General features: G+C 67.3%; 16 protein-coding genes. 10 read left to right on the top strand and 6 right to left on the bottom strand.

The annotated features are described in order from the left end of the window. Window positions 1-47: 47 nt before the first annotated feature. Together pdxR and AC3FNH_RS08970 are read right to left on the bottom strand one after the other, a co-directional pair. Window positions 48-1,589: a MocR-like pyridoxine biosynthesis transcription factor PdxR gene (gene pdxR / locus AC3FNH_RS08975; protein ID WP_276101115.1), complete on the bottom strand. Its 1,542-nt coding sequence runs from the start codon at window positions 1,587-1,589 to the stop codon at window positions 48-50. Window positions 1,590-1,707: 118 nt separating this feature from the next. Beyond that, window positions 1,708-3,144: an amino acid permease gene (locus AC3FNH_RS08970; RefSeq protein ID WP_276101116.1), complete on the bottom strand. Its 1,437-nt coding sequence runs from the start codon at window positions 3,142-3,144 to the stop codon at window positions 1,708-1,710. 313 nt (window positions 3,145-3,457) lie between these two features. On the opposite strand from AC3FNH_RS08970, the gene AC3FNH_RS08965 reads away from it, so the two are divergent. The 3 genes from AC3FNH_RS08965 (at window position 3,458) to AC3FNH_RS08955 (ending at window position 7,085) form a co-directional block, all read left to right on the top strand. After that, window positions 3,458-4,285, top strand: coding sequence for an IclR family transcriptional regulator (locus AC3FNH_RS08965; RefSeq protein WP_488719802.1), 828 nt, complete (start codon window positions 3,458-3,460; stop codon window positions 4,283-4,285). Window positions 4,286-4,410: 125 nt separating this feature from the next. Next, window positions 4,411-5,367 carry an AAA family ATPase gene (locus AC3FNH_RS08960; RefSeq protein ID WP_488719901.1) on the top strand — a complete coding sequence of 319 codons (957 nt, stop codon included), beginning with the start codon at window positions 4,411-4,413 and terminating at the stop codon, window positions 5,365-5,367. Next, window positions 5,364-7,085, top strand: a complete 1,722-nt coding sequence (locus AC3FNH_RS08955; protein ID WP_488719801.1) for a cobaltochelatase CobT-related protein — start codon at window positions 5,364-5,366, stop codon at window positions 7,083-7,085. The genes AC3FNH_RS08960 and AC3FNH_RS08955 overlap by 4 nt, the downstream gene beginning before the upstream one ends. Before the next feature lie 33 nt (window positions 7,086-7,118). Here AC3FNH_RS08955 and AC3FNH_RS08950 read toward each other — a convergent pair whose 3' ends face one another. The 4 genes from AC3FNH_RS08950 to AC3FNH_RS08935 form a co-directional block, all read right to left on the bottom strand. Continuing rightward, window positions 7,119-7,466 (bottom strand): 2Fe-2S iron-sulfur cluster-binding protein, encoded by a 348-nt coding sequence (locus tag AC3FNH_RS08950; RefSeq protein WP_276103198.1) that lies wholly within the window; start codon window positions 7,464-7,466, stop codon window positions 7,119-7,121. A 35-nt stretch (window positions 7,467-7,501) separates the two neighbouring features. Then, a complete protein-coding gene (locus tag AC3FNH_RS08945) occupies window positions 7,502-7,819 on the bottom strand; it encodes a ferredoxin (protein ID WP_276101119.1) in 318 nt (105 codons plus the stop codon). A 1-nt stretch (window position 7,820) separates the two neighbouring features. Then, window positions 7,821-8,195, bottom strand: a complete 375-nt coding sequence (locus tag AC3FNH_RS08940; RefSeq protein ID WP_488719800.1) for a 2Fe-2S iron-sulfur cluster-binding protein — start codon at window positions 8,193-8,195, stop codon at window positions 7,821-7,823. 97 nt (window positions 8,196-8,292) lie between these two features. Then, window positions 8,293-9,831 (bottom strand): hypothetical protein, encoded by a 1,539-nt coding sequence (locus AC3FNH_RS08935; RefSeq protein ID WP_488719799.1) that lies wholly within the window; start codon window positions 9,829-9,831, stop codon window positions 8,293-8,295. Between the two features lie 357 nt (window positions 9,832-10,188). Between AC3FNH_RS08935 and AC3FNH_RS08930 the strand changes: the two genes are divergently transcribed. The 7 genes from AC3FNH_RS08930 (at window position 10,189) to AC3FNH_RS08900 (ending at window position 16,319) form a co-directional block, all read left to right on the top strand. Continuing rightward, window positions 10,189-11,121 carry an ornithine cyclodeaminase family protein gene (locus AC3FNH_RS08930; RefSeq protein WP_488719798.1) on the top strand — a complete coding sequence of 311 codons (933 nt, stop codon included), beginning with the start codon at window positions 10,189-10,191 and terminating at the stop codon, window positions 11,119-11,121. 176 nt (window positions 11,122-11,297) lie between these two features. Then, window positions 11,298-12,029: an iron-containing redox enzyme family protein gene (locus tag AC3FNH_RS08925; RefSeq protein WP_276101123.1), complete on the top strand. Its 732-nt coding sequence runs from the start codon at window positions 11,298-11,300 to the stop codon at window positions 12,027-12,029. Between the two features lie 26 nt (window positions 12,030-12,055). Further along, window positions 12,056-13,501: an aldehyde dehydrogenase family protein gene (locus AC3FNH_RS08920; protein ID WP_276101124.1), complete on the top strand. Its 1,446-nt coding sequence runs from the start codon at window positions 12,056-12,058 to the stop codon at window positions 13,499-13,501. 27 nt (window positions 13,502-13,528) lie between these two features. Continuing rightward, window positions 13,529-14,008, top strand: coding sequence for a GlcG/HbpS family heme-binding protein (locus tag AC3FNH_RS08915; RefSeq protein WP_013953475.1), 480 nt, complete (start codon window positions 13,529-13,531; stop codon window positions 14,006-14,008). Window positions 14,009-14,039: 31 nt separating this feature from the next. Beyond that, window positions 14,040-15,038 (top strand): 2Fe-2S iron-sulfur cluster-binding protein, encoded by a 999-nt coding sequence (locus AC3FNH_RS08910; RefSeq protein ID WP_276101125.1) that lies wholly within the window; start codon window positions 14,040-14,042, stop codon window positions 15,036-15,038. A 77-nt stretch (window positions 15,039-15,115) separates the two neighbouring features. Further along, on the top strand, window positions 15,116-15,838 hold the full coding sequence (locus AC3FNH_RS08905; protein ID WP_488719797.1) for a GntR family transcriptional regulator: 723 nt from the start codon (window positions 15,116-15,118) through the stop codon (window positions 15,836-15,838). A gap of 304 nt (window positions 15,839-16,142) precedes the next feature. Then, window positions 16,143-16,319, top strand: a complete 177-nt coding sequence (locus AC3FNH_RS08900) for a hypothetical protein (protein WP_488719796.1) — start codon at window positions 16,143-16,145, stop codon at window positions 16,317-16,319. Window positions 16,320-16,530: the final 211 nt, after the last annotated feature.

Raw genomic sequence — 16,530 nt, 5'->3', positions numbered from 1 at the left:
CTGCGCGGCAGTAGCCCTTGCGTCCGTCGCCAGCTGCAACCGCGCGCTCAGGCAGCCGATGCGCCCTGCGCGGCGATGGTCGCGTGCAGTTCGCGTGCCACGCTGGCCAGCACGCGGATGCCGGGTTCGATGCGTTCCGGCGCGATCGACGAATAGCCGAGCCGGAAGCCATTGCGCGGCGCCGGCTCGCTCATGAAGAACACGCTGCCCGGCTCGATCAGCACGCCCTGCAGCTCGGCCAGGCGTGCCAGCGCATCGGCGTCCAGCCATGGCGGGCCTTCGATCCAGCAGGAGGCGCCACCGGCAATCGGCACGGGGCGGAACTCGGGCATGTGGGCGGCCAGCGCCGCCAGCACCGTTTCGGCACGCGCCCGGTGCGCGGCGGACAGCCGGCGCAGGTGCGCATCATAGTGCCCCAGCGACAGGAACAGCGAGAACGCGCGCTGGATGTAGGCGGACGGGTGCCGCAGCATCAGCCGGCGCGCGCCGCGCAGCTCGGCGATCAGCTCGGCGGGGCCGACGATGTAGCCGATGCGCAGCCCCGGCGCCAGGCTCTTCGACAGGCTGCCCACGTAGATCACGCGGTTGTTGCGGTCCAGGCTCTTCAGCGTGGGCGTGGGGTCGCCTTCGAAGCGGCTCTCGCTTTCGTAGTCGTCCTCGATCAGCACGAAGTCCGCTTCTTCCGCCTGCCGCAGCAGGGCCTGGCGGCGCGCCAGCGGCATGGTGACGGTGGTGGGGCACTGGTGGCTGGGGGTGACATAAACGTAGTCGCAGGCGCGCAGCGCATCGGACGGGATCACGCCCTCGGCATCGATGGGCAGCGGGATCAGCTTCGAGGTATGGCGGCCGAAGATATTGCGTGCGTCCGGGTAGCCCGGCTCCTCGATGCCGACAGGCGTGTCGGGGCTGGCGAGCAGGTCGGACAGCAGGTAGAGGGCCTGCTGCGCGCCCACGGTGATCACGATCTCGTCGGCACCGGCCCACACGCCGCGGCGTGGCAGCACGCGCGTGCGGATCTGCTGCACCAGCGACTCGTCGTCGCGCACGATCATGTCCTGCGCCCACTCGTGGATATCGAGCACGCTCAGGGCCTTCAGGCAGCACTCGCGCCAGTCGGCGGTGGGGAACAGCACCGGGTCGTACTGGCCGTAAATGAAGGGGTAGGGGTAGTCGCGCCAGTTGTGGCGCTTGACGATATTGCGCTGGTGGGTGGGGCGAAAGACAAAGCGGCGGTCCCAGTCCGGACGCGCGCCGCCATGGGTGTCAGGGCTCGGCGTGCCGCGCAGCGAGGCCACGCCGCTCACGCGAGCACCAAGGATCTCGGGGTTGACGAAATAGCCGCTGCGCTCGCGCGAGATCAGGTAACCCTCGTCCACGAGCTGCTGGTAGGCCAGCACCACGGTATTGCGCGCCACGCGCAACTGCGCGGACATCTCGCGGCTGCTCGGCAGCGGGATGCCCAGCGGGAGCTGTTCGTCCAGGATCGCGGAGACCAGCATCTGGCGGATCTTGCCTTGCAGGCTCAGGCCGGAGTGGGCGTGTTGCTGGAAGAGCTGGTCCCACATGGGGGGGGTCAGCTTGGTGGTCATGGGATGGGGGGGTTTGTTGATTTGGGGGGTGGTTTGGTTTGTTGTTGGGTCCCAACAACCTACAAAGAGCAAAGGCGCGAGACAGAGTACCCCATCCCAACGCCCCCACCCATCCCCATCAATACTCATGCAAATCCGGCCGCGGCATCTCCGCTAGCGGCACGACCTGCGCCACGCCTCGTCGAAACAGATGCCGCAAGATATAGGCCGATACCAGCAGCCCAAGGCTGGCGACCCCCAACGCCAGTGGCGTGCGCTGATCGGGAATGAAGGCCATGGCTACCACGATCGCCACCATGCCGAAGATCGCAAACCACGTCAGGTACGGATAGCACCACATCCTCACTTTGAGCAGATGGGGCGCTTCGCGCTCCAGCCGCGCACGCAGCCGCAACTGCGACACCGCGATCAGGATGTAGACAAAGATGGCAACCGTGCCGTACGAATTGACCAGGAAGGCGAAGACCTTGTCCGGCGATACATACGACATCACCACCGCCCCATAACCGAACAGCGTGGCGACCAGGATGGCGCGCGTGGGCACGCCGTTGCGGCTCACGCGGGCAAGCGAGCGCGGTGCATCGCCACGGCGCGTCAGCGCGAACAGCATGCGCGACGACGCGTACAGGCCCGAGTTGAGCGCCGACAGCACGGCGGTCAGCACGATCGCGTTCATGATCTGCGCGGCCGCCGGGATCCCCATGACGTTGAGCGCGCTGACGTACGGCGTGGCGATGCCGGTGGCATTCCACGGCACCAGGCAGACCACCAGCAGCACCGAACCCACATAGAACACGAGCACGCGCGTGATGACCGAGTTGGTGGCGCGCGCTACGGCCTTCTGCGGCTCGGCGGTCTCGGCCGCGGCGATGGTGACGATCTCCGCGCCGAAGTAGAAGCCGGTCGCCGCGACTGCGCCGGTCAGCACCGGCACGATGCCATTCGGCATGAAGCCGCCGTTCGCGGTCAGGTTGGAAACGTTCATGCCGTGGGCGCCGGGCGCCAGGCCCAGCACGTACACGCCTGCTACGAACAGGAACACCATGATGGCGGCGACTTTGATCGACGCGAACCAGAACTCGAACTCGCCGAAGGACTTGACCGAGACGAGGTTGGTTAGTGTGAGCATGACCAGCAATACCAGGCTGATGGTCCAGTTGGGCACGTCGGGCAGCCAGTAGCGCACCAGGTCGGCACCCGCCACGGCTTCGAGCGCCACGACGATGACCCAGAAGTACCAGTACATCCAGCCGGTCAGGAAGCTGGCCAGGTTGCCGACAGCGGGACGGTCGCTCCAGGCCTCGCGGGCGTATTCGTAGAACGAGCCGCCGCCGGGCATGGCGCAGGCAAGCTCGCCGAGCATGCGCATCACCAGCACCACGAGCAGGCCGGTGATCAGGAAGGAAAGAACCGCGGCGGGCCCCGCGGATTTGATGACGACGCCACTGCCAACAAAGAGGCCGGCGCCGATGACGCCGCCCAGGGCGATCATGGTCATGTGCCGCTGCTTGAGGCCGTGCGATAGCCCTGACGAGGGCTGCGGTGTATGGGTCATGTTGTGTCTCCTGTACTGCTGACTGCTGTCTGTCAGCCGCCGCGGCGCCTTTCTGTCTGTAATAGTCGGCGCTGCGCGTAATTGCAGGCCGGTTGCCGTGGTCGGTTCACCCCGTTTGGTGCCAAGGGCGGTGGAAATCATCTATCCATTTGATTTGTGTCTCCGAGTTACCTTGTAAAGCGGAACAAATTGTTCCGATAAATGTTTATGTACTCGGAATGTAGGTCCTCTACCGCCGAAGGTCAACCAGTAATTTCAATAATTGATATGATTTGTATCTGAAACTGAAACTTGACTATGATGGGAGCCAGGCATGAACGATTCGCGTCCTGCCAAGGGCGACACCAAGCCGGATGGCGATACGCCGGCGCTGCGTCTCTTTGGCCTGCTGGAAGTCATTGCCACCAAGGATCACCCCTTCAACCTGCAGGCGCTGGTGGAGGAAACCGGACTGCCCAAGCCCACGCTGCACCGCATGCTGCAGCAGCTCGAGGCGGCCGGCATGGTCCAGCGCAACGGCGACGGCCGCCACTATGGCACTGGCCTGCGCCTGCGGCGGCTGGCGGAAAACCTGTTGCTGAACAACACCGCGCACGGCGCGCGCCACATGGTGCTGCGCAAGCTGGTGGAAGAGGTGGGCGAAAGCTGCAACCTGACCGCGTTTTCGAGCGGGGAGGTGCTGTATCTGGACCGCGTGGAGACAGCGGCGCCGCTGCGTTTCTACCTGCACCCGGGCTCGCGCGTGCCGGCGCACTGCTCGGCCACGGGCAAGCTGTTCCTGGCGCAACTGACGCCGGCGCAGCGGCAGCGCCTGCTGGCCCACGCGGAGCTGGAACGCTACACGGCCAACACGCTGACCGACCATGCGGAACTGGAAGCGGAGATCGAGCGCGTGAAGCGTGACGGCTACGCGATGGATGACGAGGAGTTCCTGCCCGGCCTGCTGTGCATCGGCGTGCTGGTGCCGGCGGTGGACGGCGGGAAATCCAACCTGGGGCTGGCGCTGCAGGCCCCGGTGATGCGCGTGACGCGCGAGAAGTCATTGCAGATGCTGCCCGCATTGCAGCGGGCGGCCAAAGCGCTGGCGGCCATCGAAGCCGAGAGCGGCACCGCCTGGGGCGGCGCGGACGAGGACGAGTAGGGCAGCGGCTGCGCCGGCTCCCGGCCTGTCCTGCTGTCCGCGCGCAAACAAGGACAAGCAAGGACAAGCAAGGCAAGCAGGAGGAGCACGACGTGACGCAGAAGGAGTTTGGCCGGCCGGACCGCATGGTGCCGGTGCGCAGCCTGTTCGGTATCGATTCCGGCCTGACGGTGCCGGCGTTCAGCGAACGCGATGACCATGTGCCGGAGATCGACCCGGCCTACCGCTTCCAGCCCGAGGTGACGCTGGCGATCCTGTCGGGCTTCATGCGCGACCGGCGAGTGATGGTGCAGGGGCTGCACGGCACCGGCAAATCGACGCATATCGAGCAGGTCGCCGCGCGCCTGAACTGGCCTTGCGTACGCGTGAACCTCGATGGCCACATCAGCCGGCTCGACCTGGTCGGCAAGGACGCCATCGTCATCCGCGACGGCCAGCAGATTACCGAATTCCAGGAAGGCATCGTGCCGTGGGCGCTGCAGCGGCCCGTGGCGCTGATCTTCGACGAATACGACGCGGGCCGGCCCGACGTCATGTTCGTGATCCAGCGCATCCTGGAGCGCGACGGCAAGTTCACGCTGCTGGACCAGAACCGCGTGATCCATCCGCATCCGTCGTTCCGCCTGTTCGCGACCTCGAACACGGTCGGTCTGGGCAACCTCAACGGCCTGTACCACGGCACCCAGCTCCTGAACCATGCACAGATCGACCGCTGGAACGTGGTGGCCACGCTCGACTACCTGCCGCACGCGGAAGAATCGGGCATCGTGCTGGCGCGCGTGCCGGAACTCGACAACGCCGAGGGCCGCGCGCTGGTCGATGCCATGGTGGCGCTGGCGGCGCTCACGCGGCGCGGCTTTGCCGCGGGCGATGTCTCGGCGCTGATGTCGCCGCGCACGGTGATCAGCTGGGCGGAGAATTGCCAGATATTCCGCGATCCGGCACTGGCATTCCGCCTGACCTTCCTGAATAAGTGCGACGAGGCAGAGCGTCCCGTAGTCGCGGAGTACTACCAGCGCTGCTTTGGCCACCTGCCCGATGAAGCGGCAGGACACCCGGTCCACTCGGAGCCGGCGCAATGAACGCGGCGGCGGCCGCGCAGCGGCTGCGCCGACGCCAGCGCCAGGATGCGCTGTCCGGCGCCGCTGTGCGTGCGCTCACCGGCGAGCCGGCGCTGCACTTCCGCGATGGCCGGCTCTGGCATGCGATGCGGCCAGTGCCGCAGCATGCGCCGCATCTGCGTACCGATCCGGACTCCGACAGCGCGGCTTGCCTGCGCGGCGCCGCCGATGGCGCCGCGCTGCGCCACGCGCATTCCGATCCCGCGCTGCACCGCAGCCTCTGCCCGGCCGACCCGGTCGAGCGGCTGCTGTTCGAACTGCTGGAGCAACTGCGCTGCGAGACCCGCGTGCCGCGCGGCATGGCTGGCGTGGCGGCCAATCTGCGCCATCGCTTCCTGGCGTGGTCGCGTGCGTTTCATCGCTCGGGCCTGACCGAGGGCCAGCTTGGGATCCTGCTCTACACCGTCGCCCAGGTGGCGTGGTCGCGCCTGAGCGGCGAGCCGGTGCTCGATGAAACCGAGGACCTGATCGAGGCCACGCGCGCCGCCATCGTGCCCGTGCTGGGCACGTCGCTGGCCGGGTTGCGCTCGCATCGCCATGATCAGGCTGCATTCGCCGTGCACGCGCTGGCACTGGCCCGCGCCGTGGCGCAGATGGTCCGTAGCGAAGCGCCGAATGTGGGCGAGGACGATGACAACGCAGCGTCCGCCGCGCGTGCCGGGTTTGCGCTGTGGCTCGATTTCGAAGAGGAGCGCGCGGAAAATTTCGCCGTCGCCGACAGCGGCCACAGCCGCGTGCTGGCCGAGGCGAAAGACGGCTACCGTGTCTTCACCACGCGCTACGACCGCGAGGTGCGCGCCGCCACGCTGGTGCGGCGTGCCTTGCTCGACGAATACCGCACGCAGCTTGACGCGCGCATTGCGCGTGCCTGCGTCAACGTGGCCCGCCTCGCGCGCCGGCTGCGTGCCGCGCTGGCGCAGCCGCGCGTGGACGGCTGGTCCTTTGGCGAGGAGAGCGGCCGCATCGACGGCCGCCGCCTGGCGCAGCTTGTCAGCTCGCCCGCCGAACGCCGCCTGTTCCGGCTCGAAGCGCACCGGGCCCATGCCGATTGCGTGGTCGGCTTCCTGGTGGATTGCTCCGGATCGATGAAGGCACGGGCCGAACCGCTGACGCTGCTGCTCGACCTGCTGACCCGCGCGCTCGACGAGGCGGGCGTCGCGACCGAGGTGCTCGGCTTCACGACAGGTGCGTGGAACGGCGGGCGCGCCCGCGCGGACTGGCTCGCGCGCGGCCGGCCCGCGCATCCGGGCCGCCTCAATGAAACCTGCCACATGGTGTTCAAGGATGCCACGCGCAGCTGGCGCCGCTCGCGCACCGACCTTACCGCCTTGCTGAAGCCCGACCTGTTCCGCGAGGGCGTCGACGGCGAGGCCGTGGAGTGGGCCTGCGCCCGCCTGCACGCCACCGGCAAGGCGCGCCGCATCCTGCTGGTGGTGTCGGACGGCAGCCCGATGGATACAGCTACCGGCCAGGCCAACGACGCCTGCTACCTCGACAACCACCTGAAGGCCGTGGTCGCGCGGCACGAGGCGCTGCGCGATGTCGAAGTGCTAGGGCTTGGCGTGGGGCTGGACCTGAGCCCCTACTACCGGTATGCGCTGGCGCTGGACCTGTCGCAGCCAGTGGATATGGCAATGCTGGATGAGGTAGCGGACCTGCTGGCGGCGCGGCGGCGGTAGGCCGGGCCGCCAGCTTTCGACTCTCGCTTGCGCTCAGAGGCTCGTCGAGCACTCGCTCTGCGGGGTGGCGATGTTCGCCGCGCCGCGCGCGGCTTCGCGCGGCTGCCACGACACGGCGATATCGCCGCGGATAAAGGTCTGGCAGGCCAGCCGGAAGCCACCGGCCAGTTCCTCCTCGGTCAGCAGCTTCTTTTCCTTTGGCTTGACTGTGTCCGTATGCTCGCGGCCCGCTTCGATGCGGCACTTGCAGGTGCCGCAGAGTCCGCCGCCACACTTGAAGGGAATGCCGCCCTGTTCTCGCAGGGACACGCGCAGCAGGTTGCTGTCGGGCGGTGCGCTGACCGTCTTGCCCTGGTTGGTGAGGAAGGTGATCTGGATCATGGCGATGAATGGTTGCGCGGCAAATGGCGGAGCGATCAGGACAGTCCGCTCACGGCGACGGGCGTCGGCACCAGCGTGATGTCCATGGTGCCGAAGCGGGCCAGCTCGCGCAGCGCGGCGCGGGCGGCCTCCAGCGTGGCGTACTTGTCCAGGAATTTGGTCGACACCAGGTTGACGATGCCGGGCGGCGTTTCCTCCAGTACGCGCACCTTGGTGTCGGCGGCGAGTTCGGCAATGACGAAGCGCGCCGTGCGCTTGCCGTAGAAGACATAGTCGTACGCCTCCACCGCCGTCATGCCATCGGTGGGCTCGGTGCGGAACTGGCCGGGGCGGCTCGTGAGCAGGACGAACATGTCAGGCGTCCACGCTGTCGGTGGCCACGGCGGCCACCGTGGTCACAGCCACGGTGCCGGCGGCAACCGGTGCAGGTGCCGGCAGATCGTCCTGGGCCAGCTCGATGTCGTGCTCGATCCAGAGCTGGCAGGCAAGCCGGTAGCCCTGTTCGAGCCGCTCGCCGAGTTGCTTCTTTTCCTTCCAGTTGGGCGGCGGCAGGTGCTCGGCTCCGGCAATCACGCGGCAGGCGCACTTGGAGCACTTGCCCATGCCGCACTCGTAGCGCAGGTTGGGGTAGGGGAACTGGCGGATGCCCGCGCGGACGACCAGGTTGGTCTGCGGCTTGACCTCGTCGGTGAAGGTCTGGCCCTGCTTGTGGAAGGTGACAGTCGGCATAGGTCGGATCGTGCTGGCCGGATGCCGCCGCGAGGGCGGCGTCCGGACGGATTCAGAAATGTTGGGGAGTTTTGCTGGGCGGTGCTGCCTCGGCCATCTACGGCCACAGCAACATCGCGGCCACAGTCGAGCAGGCCAATCCGATCAGGACCGGCATCAGCAGCGCGCGCACCGCTTCGAGCACCGGCACCCGGGCAAAGCCGGCCACCGCGATCAGCGACGACCAGGCCACCAGCGTGCCGCCGCCGGTCCACACGGCGCCCATCTGGCCGACCGCCGCCAGCGTGGCAGGATCGAAGCCGACCACCGGGCCGAGCGCGCCGGCCAGCGTGCCGGTCAGCGGCAGGCCTGCAAAGCCCGAGCCGTCGATGCCGGTGATCATGCCGACCAGCAGCACGCCGAACGCGACCAGCACGTGGTTGTCGGGGATGGTGTGCTGGTAGGCCTGGATCAGTTCGAACAGCAGGCTCGGCGCCTTGCCCGGCGGCAGGCCGAGGATCTGCGCAGCGGTCTCGCCGGCACCGACGAAGAAGAAGCCCGCGATCGGCAGTACCGAGCCCATTGCCTTGAAGGCGAAGACAAAGCCGTCGGTGATGTGCTCCGGGCACACGTCGAGCATGCGGCGCGGGCCTTCCGCGGCCAGCGTCGCCAGCATCATCAGCACGGCGGCGACGCCGCCGACCAGCGCGGCCGCGTCGCCGCCCTTGAGGTCCTGCACGCCGGTGCCGAGCTTCGGCATCACCATGATGGCGACCACCGCGAGGAAGGCGATGGGCGTCACGATCGCGAAGCACTTCGACCACTTCACGCGGCGTCGGGCCACCATCGACAGGCTGGCCTCGATGTTGCTGTCGGTGGCCAGCGGCTCGGCATGGGCCGTGCCGCGTGCAATCTCTGCCTTGTCAAAGGTGCCGCCGCCCTCGGCCGCCATCGCGGTACCGCCGGCGCGTGCCTGCCAGCGGTCGAGCAGGGCGCCGCTGGCCGGCACGATGTGCTTGCGCATCGACAGATAGCCCAGGCACAGCGCGATGCAGCCGGTGATGATCGACAGCGCCAGCGCGCGGTCGGCCACCACGGCGGCGCTTACCGCCGCACCGGCGGCCTTGGCGCTGATGCCGGGCGCCACCCCGATCACATAGTCCGACGACAGCGCCATGCCCTGGCCCGCGATGGCGATGGCCATCGCCCCCGCCAGCGGCGGCAGCCCCGCTGCGATGGCCGCGGGCAGCAGGATGGCCGACACCAGCGGCACGGCTGGCGTCGGCCAGAAGAACAGCGAGATGACATAGGTGATGCCCGCCAGGATGAAGAAGGCCGAATGGCCGTTCTTCATCACCATGCGGAAGGGCTCCACCATGCGGATGTCCGAGCGCAGCGTCTTGAGCGCATTCAGCAGCGCCGTCATGAACGCGATCACCAGGAAGATATTGAACAGCTCCCTGGCGGCAACCAGGCTGGCGGAGAACACCCCCGCCAACGCCGAGACCGGGCTACCAGTCAGGGCAAAGACGACGAGGGCGGTGCCCACGATGGATGGCACGACGACATTGGCGCGCAGGATCATCGTCAGCACGATGACCGCGACCCCTGCCAGATAAATCCAGTGCGCTGCACCGATCACGACTTGTTGTGACATGAAAACTCCCTGGGGCGAGGGGTTGTGGGGGCGGTTCCCGTCAGAGCAGGAAGCACGTTGGTATACTATATTCCGAGCGGTCGATGAGCCAAGCAGATTTTCATCAGGATTTACGCGAACTCCGACATAGTGCATGTTGCCTTGGTGCCGCACAGTTGTTGGGATTGTGGCTTTTCAGGCGCTCTCACGATGGTGCATGGATCGTCAGTGTGATTTGCCGCGGTATCGCCTGATATGTAGACTGTATACCGATTATTGGGCGGGGTCTCCCGAGTTTCAGCACGAGACGTGCCTGGAACCGCGAACCGGCCTTCCGCTTCTCTTTGACGATTTCTCCAACCCACCAGCGGAGTTCCCATGCAGCACATCACAGACGCGTTGATCGACGCCCACGTCAGCCCTGAAGACGCCCGGCAAGTCATGGAAGCGGCCTTCGCCAGCTTCGGCCGGGGCGACGCGGCGATGCAGGAGCGTATCCGCACCGAGGCGGGCGGCGTCAAGCTGTCCACGCTGGGCGCGGTGATCCCGCAGCAGGGCGTGGCGGGTGCCAAGGTCTACACGACGATCAACGGCCAGTTCTCGTTTGTCATCCTGATCTTCTCGACGGAGGACGGCAGGCCGCTCGCCTCGTTCGATGCCGGCGCCATCACGCGCCTGCGCACGGCGGCGTGCACCACGCTCGCGGCGCAGCGGCTCGCGCGGCCGGGGGCGCGCACGCTGGCGCTGTTCGGCGCCGGCACGCAGGGGGCGCAGCACGCGCGCCAGCTTAGCGCGACGCTGGGGCTGGAGCGCATCCTGGTGTCGGATCCGTATGCCGACGCCGGCATGCCCGCGCGGCTGTCGGCGCAATGCGGCATCCCGGTCGTGCTGGCCGAGCCGGATGACGCCGTGGCGCAGGCCGACATCGTCGTCACGGCCTCGCGCTCGACCACGCCGCTGTTCGCCGGCCCTTCGCTGCGGCCGGGCGCGTTCGTAGCCGCCATCGGCTCCAGCCTGCCGCATACGCGCGAGCTGGACGACACCGCGCTGCACCGCGCCGCGGCCGTGGTGGTCGAGTGGCGCCCGCAATCGACCCGCGAGGCCGGCGACATCGTGCTGGCCGATCCCCTCGCGCTGCCGGCGGAAAAGATCGTCGAACTGGGCGACGTCGTGCTCGGCAAGGTGTCGCCGCGCAAGCGGGACGACGACATCGTCATCTACAAGTCAGTCGGCGTTGGTCTGGAGGACGTGGCGCTGGCGGGCTTCGCGTGGTCGCGCATTGCCGGCGCGGCCGGGCTTCGCGCCGCCTAAGGCCCTCACCAGGCCTTGCGCCGGGTAAACCCCGGCGTGATGAGTCAACAAAGCGCTTGCCGTCTGCGTCTCTCTGTATATAGTATACAATCATGCAATCGTGATCGATCTACTAGCGATCCAGGCATCCCGACCCACTCCGAATCGCCCCACATCCGCCAACAGGAGCCCCCGTCATGGCCGAACTGATGAACCGCGAAGTATTCCGAGCCGCCCTTGAAGAAGCCATCAAGGGCAAGAGCGCCAACAAGGCGCCGTTCAGCGTGGCCTGGGCCAGCGGCAAGCTGAGCCGCGCCCACCTCGCACGCTGGGCCGAGAACCACTATCACTATGTCGGTCCGTTCGCGGATTACCTCGGCTACATCTATGCGCGCACGCCTGACCGGTATACCGAAGCCAAGGACTTCCTGCTCGCCAATATGTACGAGGAGGAAATCGGCGGCGACCGCCACACCGATCTGCTGATCCGCTTCGCCGAAGCCTGCGGCACCACCCGCGAGCGCGTGATCGACCCGGACAATATGTCGCCGACCACCCGCGGCCTGCAGAGCTGGTGCTACGCGGTGGCCATGCGCGAAGACCCGATCGTGGCGGTGGCCGGGCTGGTGGTCGGGCTGGAATCGCAGGTGCCGTCGATCTACCGCAAGCAGACCCCGACGCTGCGCGACAAGTACCAGTTCACCGACGAGGAGGTCGAGTTCTTCGACCTGCATATCGTCTCGGACGAGATCCACGGCGAGCGCGGCTACCAGATCGTGCTCGAGCACGCCAACACGCCCGAGCTGCAGCAGCGCTGCCTGAAGATCTGCGAGATCGGCGCGCAGATGCGGCTGCTGTACACGACCGCGCTCTACCACGACTACGTCGAGAAAGAGCTGCCGCTGCCCGAACTCGAGATGGCCGCCTGAGCCGCGCCGCGCAAACCGGACCGACGATGAACGTATTCCTCAACCATATCGACGGTGAATGGACGGCCTGCCAGTCGGGCCGGACCTTCGACAATGTCAACCCGGCCGACACTGGCGACCTCGTGGGCCGTTTCCAGGCGTCGTCGGCGGTGGATGCGCAGGCGGCCGTCGCAGCGGCGGCGGCCGCGTTCGCCGGCTGGAAGAAGACCCCGGTCGGCAAGCGCGCCGCGGTCCTCAACCGCGCTGCCGACCACCTCGAAGCCAACGCCGACAGCATTGCGGCCGAGCTGACCCGCGAAGAGGGCAAGGCCCTGGCGCTGGCCCGCGACGAAGTCCTGCGCTCGGCCCAGACGCTGCGCTTCTACGCCGTGGAGGGGCAGACCTTCACCGGCGAAGTGTTCCCCAACGACGATCCGGACCAGCTCGTCTACAGCCAGCGCGAGCCGCTGGGCGTGGTGACGGTGATCGCGCCGTGGAACTTCCCGGTGTCGATCCCGGCCCGCAAGATTGCCCCGGCGCTGGTAACCGGCAATACGGTGGTGTTCAAGCCATCGTCCGAGGCGCCGCTGTCGGGCTACCGCCTGGCCGAGGCGCTGATCAAGGCGGGGCTGCCCAAGGGCGTGCTGAACTTCATCACGGGCAGCGCGGCCGAGATCGGCGCGGGCATCACCGAGGCGCCGCCCGTGCGGGCGATCTCGTTCACCGGCTCGTCGCGCGCCGGCGAGCAGATTCACCGCGCGGTGCCGATGACCACCCGCACCCAGATGGAACTGGGCGGCAAGAACCCGCTGATCGTGATGGAGGATGCGGACTTCGACCGCGCTGTCGACCTGACCATCAAGGGCGGTTTCTCGCTGTCCGGGCAGGCTTGCACCGGTACCAGCCGCGTGCTGGTGGCGCAGTCCGTCAAGGCCGCATACACCGAGCGGCTGCTGGCGAAGGTGGCCACGCTCAAGGTCGGCAGCGGCATGACGGCCGGGATGGACCTGGGGCCGCTGGCCTCGCAGAAGCAGCTCGAAACCGTGCTGCGCTACATCGAGATCGGCAAGTCCGAGGCAACGTTGCTGTGCGGCGGCGAGCGGCTGACGGGGGGCGACTTCGACAAGGGCTTCTACGTGGCGCCGACCGTGTTCACGGACGTGACGCAGCAGATGCGGATCGCGCGCGAGGAGATCTTCGGGCCGGTGATCGCCATCCTCGGCTTCACGGATTACGCGGATGCGATCGCCATGGCGAACGATACCGAGTATGGCCTGGCGGCGGCGATCGTCACCAGCAACCCGCGCTACATCCACCACTTCGCCACGGACATCGAGGCGGGCACGGTCAAGGTCAACCGCACCACCACCGGGAACCTCGTCAACGCGCCGTTCGGCGGCCTGAAGCGGTCGAGCACGTCGACCTTCCGCGAGTCGGGCCGCACCGGGCTGGAGTTCTATACGCAGATCAAGACGGTCTACCGGGGCGCCTGAGTCCCACCGTCGCAAGGAGTCACAGACATGAAGAAAGCCATCAAGCTGGAACTGCGCGAAGCGCGCCACATGGTCGCCGCGGCCATCCGCCGCTCGGAGGAAATCGGCGTGCTGGAGTCGATCTGCGTGGTCGACGAAGGCGGCTATCCGCTCGCGCTGGAGCGCATGGACGGCGCCCGCATCACCGGGCCGCAGATCGCCTGGAACAAGGCGTTCACGGCCGCCGGCCACAAGCGTTCCACCCACCTGTTCACCACGCCGCCCAACGGGCCGGCGTTGCCGGGCAACGAGGCGTTCGGCATCCAGTGGAGCTTCGAAGGCAAGTTCGCCGCGTTCGTGGGTGGCTTCCCGATCGTGGTCAATGACGAGGTGATCGGCGGCATCGGGCTGTCGGGCGGCAACGGCGAGCAGGACACGCAGGCCGGGCTGGCGGCGCTGCAGGCGCTGGCCGAACTGCTGGCGCCGCAGGACCTGAAGGTGCTGGTGCAGGCCGATATCAAGAAGTAACGGCACAAAGTAAGGGCACAACGGAGGTTCCATGTCGTACCGCATCCAGATCGCCGAAACGCAGCAGGTCTTCTTTGTCGAACGCGGCGAGACGCTGCTGCAGGCCGCGGGGCGCGCGAGCATCGCGCTGCCGCACGACTGCCAGCTCGGCGGCTGCGGTACCTGCCGCATCCGCCTGCTCGACGGGCAGGTGCGGTACGAAGAGGAGCCGTTCGGCCTGGCGCCGGACGAGGCCGCCGCCGGCTACGCGCTGGCTTGCCAGGCACAGCCGCAGGGCGACCTGGTCATCAGCACCGCGCGCGAGGATGAGGCGTGCGCCGAGCCGGCCCGGCACCGCGCGGTGGTGCGGGCCGTGCGGCCCTTGTCGGCGGACGTGCTGCATGTCGAACTGGAGTTGCCGGAGGCTGGCGCGCTCGACTATCGCCCGGGCCAGTACCTGAAGCTGGTGGCCGGCGACGGGCTGGCGCGCAGCTTCTCGATGGCCTCGGTGCCAAGTGCGGGGCGCGTCGATCTGCACGTGCGCCGGATCCCGGGCGGCACCTTCACGGATGGCGTCCTGCCGCGGCTGAAGGCGGGCGACGGCATCGACGTCGAACTGCCGCTCGGCAACTTCTTCTACCGGGCCAAGGACTACCGGCCCTTGCTGATGGTGGCCACGGGCACCGGGCTGGCGCCGATCAAGGCGATCCTCGAATCGCTGATGGACGATCCCGACTGCCCGCCCGTGTCGCTGTACTGGGGCATGCGCCAGCCTGAAGACCTGTACCTGCATGCCGATATCCCGGCGTGGGGAGAGCGGCTATACGATTTCCAGTACGTGCCGGTGCTATCGCGTGCGGGGGATAGCTGGCAGGGGCGGCGCGGCTACGTGCACGACGTGGCGCTGGCCGACCTGGGCGATCTCAGCGAGCATGCCATCTACCTGTGCGGGTCGCCGAACATGATCCGTGACGCCCGCGCCGCATTCATCGCGCACGGGGCCAGTCCGGACCACCTCTACGCGGACAGCTTCACCTTCCAGCACGATTGATAAGACAATCCGGTATACCGCCGGAGGCGTGGTATACAATGGCGGCCAGACCCGTCAGCCTTCGCTTCCGCCGACCCATGGCCCATACATCGCCCACTGCCTCGACTGCTCCGACTGCCGAGCCGCTCAGCCTCGGTGCCAGCCATTCGCCGCTGTTCGCCCTTGTCACCGACAAGCTGCGCGAAGGCATCCTGAATGGCCAATACGCGCCGGGCGAGCGGCTGGTGGAAAACAAGCTGTCGGCCGAGCTGGGTGTGTCGCGCATTCCGGTGCGCGAGGCGCTGCGCGCCCTCGCCAGCGAAGGCCTGGTGCTGATCGAGCCGCGCCGCGGCGCGTCGGTGGCCAGCCTGTCGCCGGTGATCGCGCGCGAGATGGTTGAGGTACGCGCCACGCTGGAAGGCCTCAACGCCAAGCTGGCGGCGCAGCGCCGCGACCCGGCGCTGATCGCCGAGCTGGAGGCGGTGTTGCGCCGGGGCATGGACGCTGCCGCACAGGGCCGTGCGGATGAGCTGCTCGCGCTCAACAGCCGCTTCCATGAAGTGCTCGGCACCATAGCTGCCAATAGCGTCCTGCAGGAAATGATGCGCTCGCTGCGAGAACGTACCGCAGTGCTGTTCGGACCCGCGAACGTGGTGCGCGCGCGGCAGAACTGGGACGAGCACGCCCAGATTCTGCAGGCGGTGATCGCCGGCGATGCCGATCTCGCCGCCTTGCTGGCGGCGCGGCATGTTTACAGTGCCGCCAAGGCGGCCGAGCTGCCGGTCGACGGGCCGGGTGGTGCGCAAGTCCAGGCGGCCTGAAGGCCGATGAGGTTCAGTTTGTCTGTGGTCGCTCCCGCGACCCATCCCCACATTCCGGCGAACAACCAAACAGCTCGGAGTGACGGCTCGCGATGAGGCGAAGCGTTTCGCCGGCTTTGCCGGCCGGTTCAGGTTCACGCAATCCGACTATATTGGTATCAAGATCTGTGTCCTGACGGGCACAGCCCCCGGATGTCCAGTGCAGCCATTGCATGCCCGGCAACAGTGCATTGCGCCCCACTTCATGGCGCACTGCACCAACTCCGTGTATACTGTAGCCAATCTGATTCAATTGGGATTTACCATGAAGTCGCCCGAGCAACGTTATCTCTCGCAACCCGTCGGCCAGCAACTGCTGCGCTACTACGCGGCGCGCGACGCGGTACGGCATGCGACGCCGCTGTTGCCATTGCGCCTGCGCGATATCGGCCAGTTCTTCCGTGCGCTGACTGGCCACACGCCGCGCCGCCATCACTGCTGATCCGGTCGTCCGAGCCGGATCGACTGGCTGCCGCGCCTGTTGGCAGCCAATGCCTTCCTGGCAGGTGTTCTGCCTGCCACCTTCTTCCCCCGAAAGCCCCCATCCTTCTGACGGCATCACGCGCCAGCGTAATGGCTCGTCCAGAATCGTCTTGCCGTTCGTGAATGACTGAATATAGTATACCAAAGCACATCGCAGTCCTCCCGTAGTC

Source organism: Cupriavidus sp. 22TCCZM01-5 (genome assembly GCF_057798915.1).
The sequence above is the reverse complement of the archived record's forward strand: the minus strand, read 5'-3'. Positions and strand labels throughout refer to the sequence as shown.

What these genes read in the sequence shown, in the direction of transcription:
- pdxR (WP_276101115.1), bottom strand. Translation starts at nt 1,589, where the DNA reads ATGACCACCAAGCTGACCCCCCCCATGTGGGACCAGCTCTTCCAGCAA.
- AC3FNH_RS08970 (WP_276101116.1), bottom strand. Translation starts at nt 3,144, where the DNA reads ATGACCCATACACCGCAGCCCTCGTCAGGGCTATCGCACGGCCTCAAG.
- AC3FNH_RS08965 (WP_488719802.1), top strand. Translation starts at nt 3,458, where the DNA reads ATGAACGATTCGCGTCCTGCCAAGGGCGACACCAAGCCGGATGGCGAT.
- AC3FNH_RS08960 (WP_488719901.1), top strand. Translation starts at nt 4,411, where the DNA reads ATGGTGCCGGTGCGCAGCCTGTTCGGTATCGATTCCGGCCTGACGGTG.
- AC3FNH_RS08955 (WP_488719801.1), top strand. Translation starts at nt 5,364, where the DNA reads ATGAACGCGGCGGCGGCCGCGCAGCGGCTGCGCCGACGCCAGCGCCAG.
- AC3FNH_RS08950 (WP_276103198.1), bottom strand. Translation starts at nt 7,466, where the DNA reads ATGATCCAGATCACCTTCCTCACCAACCAGGGCAAGACGGTCAGCGCA.
- AC3FNH_RS08945 (WP_276101119.1), bottom strand. Translation starts at nt 7,819, where the DNA reads ATGTTCGTCCTGCTCACGAGCCGCCCCGGCCAGTTCCGCACCGAGCCC.
- AC3FNH_RS08940 (WP_488719800.1), bottom strand. Translation starts at nt 8,195, where the DNA reads ATGCCGACTGTCACCTTCCACAAGCAGGGCCAGACCTTCACCGACGAG.
- AC3FNH_RS08935 (WP_488719799.1), bottom strand. Translation starts at nt 9,831, where the DNA reads ATGTCACAACAAGTCGTGATCGGTGCAGCGCACTGGATTTATCTGGCA.
- AC3FNH_RS08930 (WP_488719798.1), top strand. Translation starts at nt 10,189, where the DNA reads ATGCAGCACATCACAGACGCGTTGATCGACGCCCACGTCAGCCCTGAA.
- AC3FNH_RS08925 (WP_276101123.1), top strand. Translation starts at nt 11,298, where the DNA reads ATGGCCGAACTGATGAACCGCGAAGTATTCCGAGCCGCCCTTGAAGAA.
- AC3FNH_RS08920 (WP_276101124.1), top strand. Translation starts at nt 12,056, where the DNA reads ATGAACGTATTCCTCAACCATATCGACGGTGAATGGACGGCCTGCCAG.
- AC3FNH_RS08915 (WP_013953475.1), top strand. Translation starts at nt 13,529, where the DNA reads ATGAAGAAAGCCATCAAGCTGGAACTGCGCGAAGCGCGCCACATGGTC.
- AC3FNH_RS08910 (WP_276101125.1), top strand. Translation starts at nt 14,040, where the DNA reads ATGTCGTACCGCATCCAGATCGCCGAAACGCAGCAGGTCTTCTTTGTC.
- AC3FNH_RS08905 (WP_488719797.1), top strand. Translation starts at nt 15,116, where the DNA reads ATGGCCCATACATCGCCCACTGCCTCGACTGCTCCGACTGCCGAGCCG.
- AC3FNH_RS08900 (WP_488719796.1), top strand. Translation starts at nt 16,143, where the DNA reads ATGAAGTCGCCCGAGCAACGTTATCTCTCGCAACCCGTCGGCCAGCAA.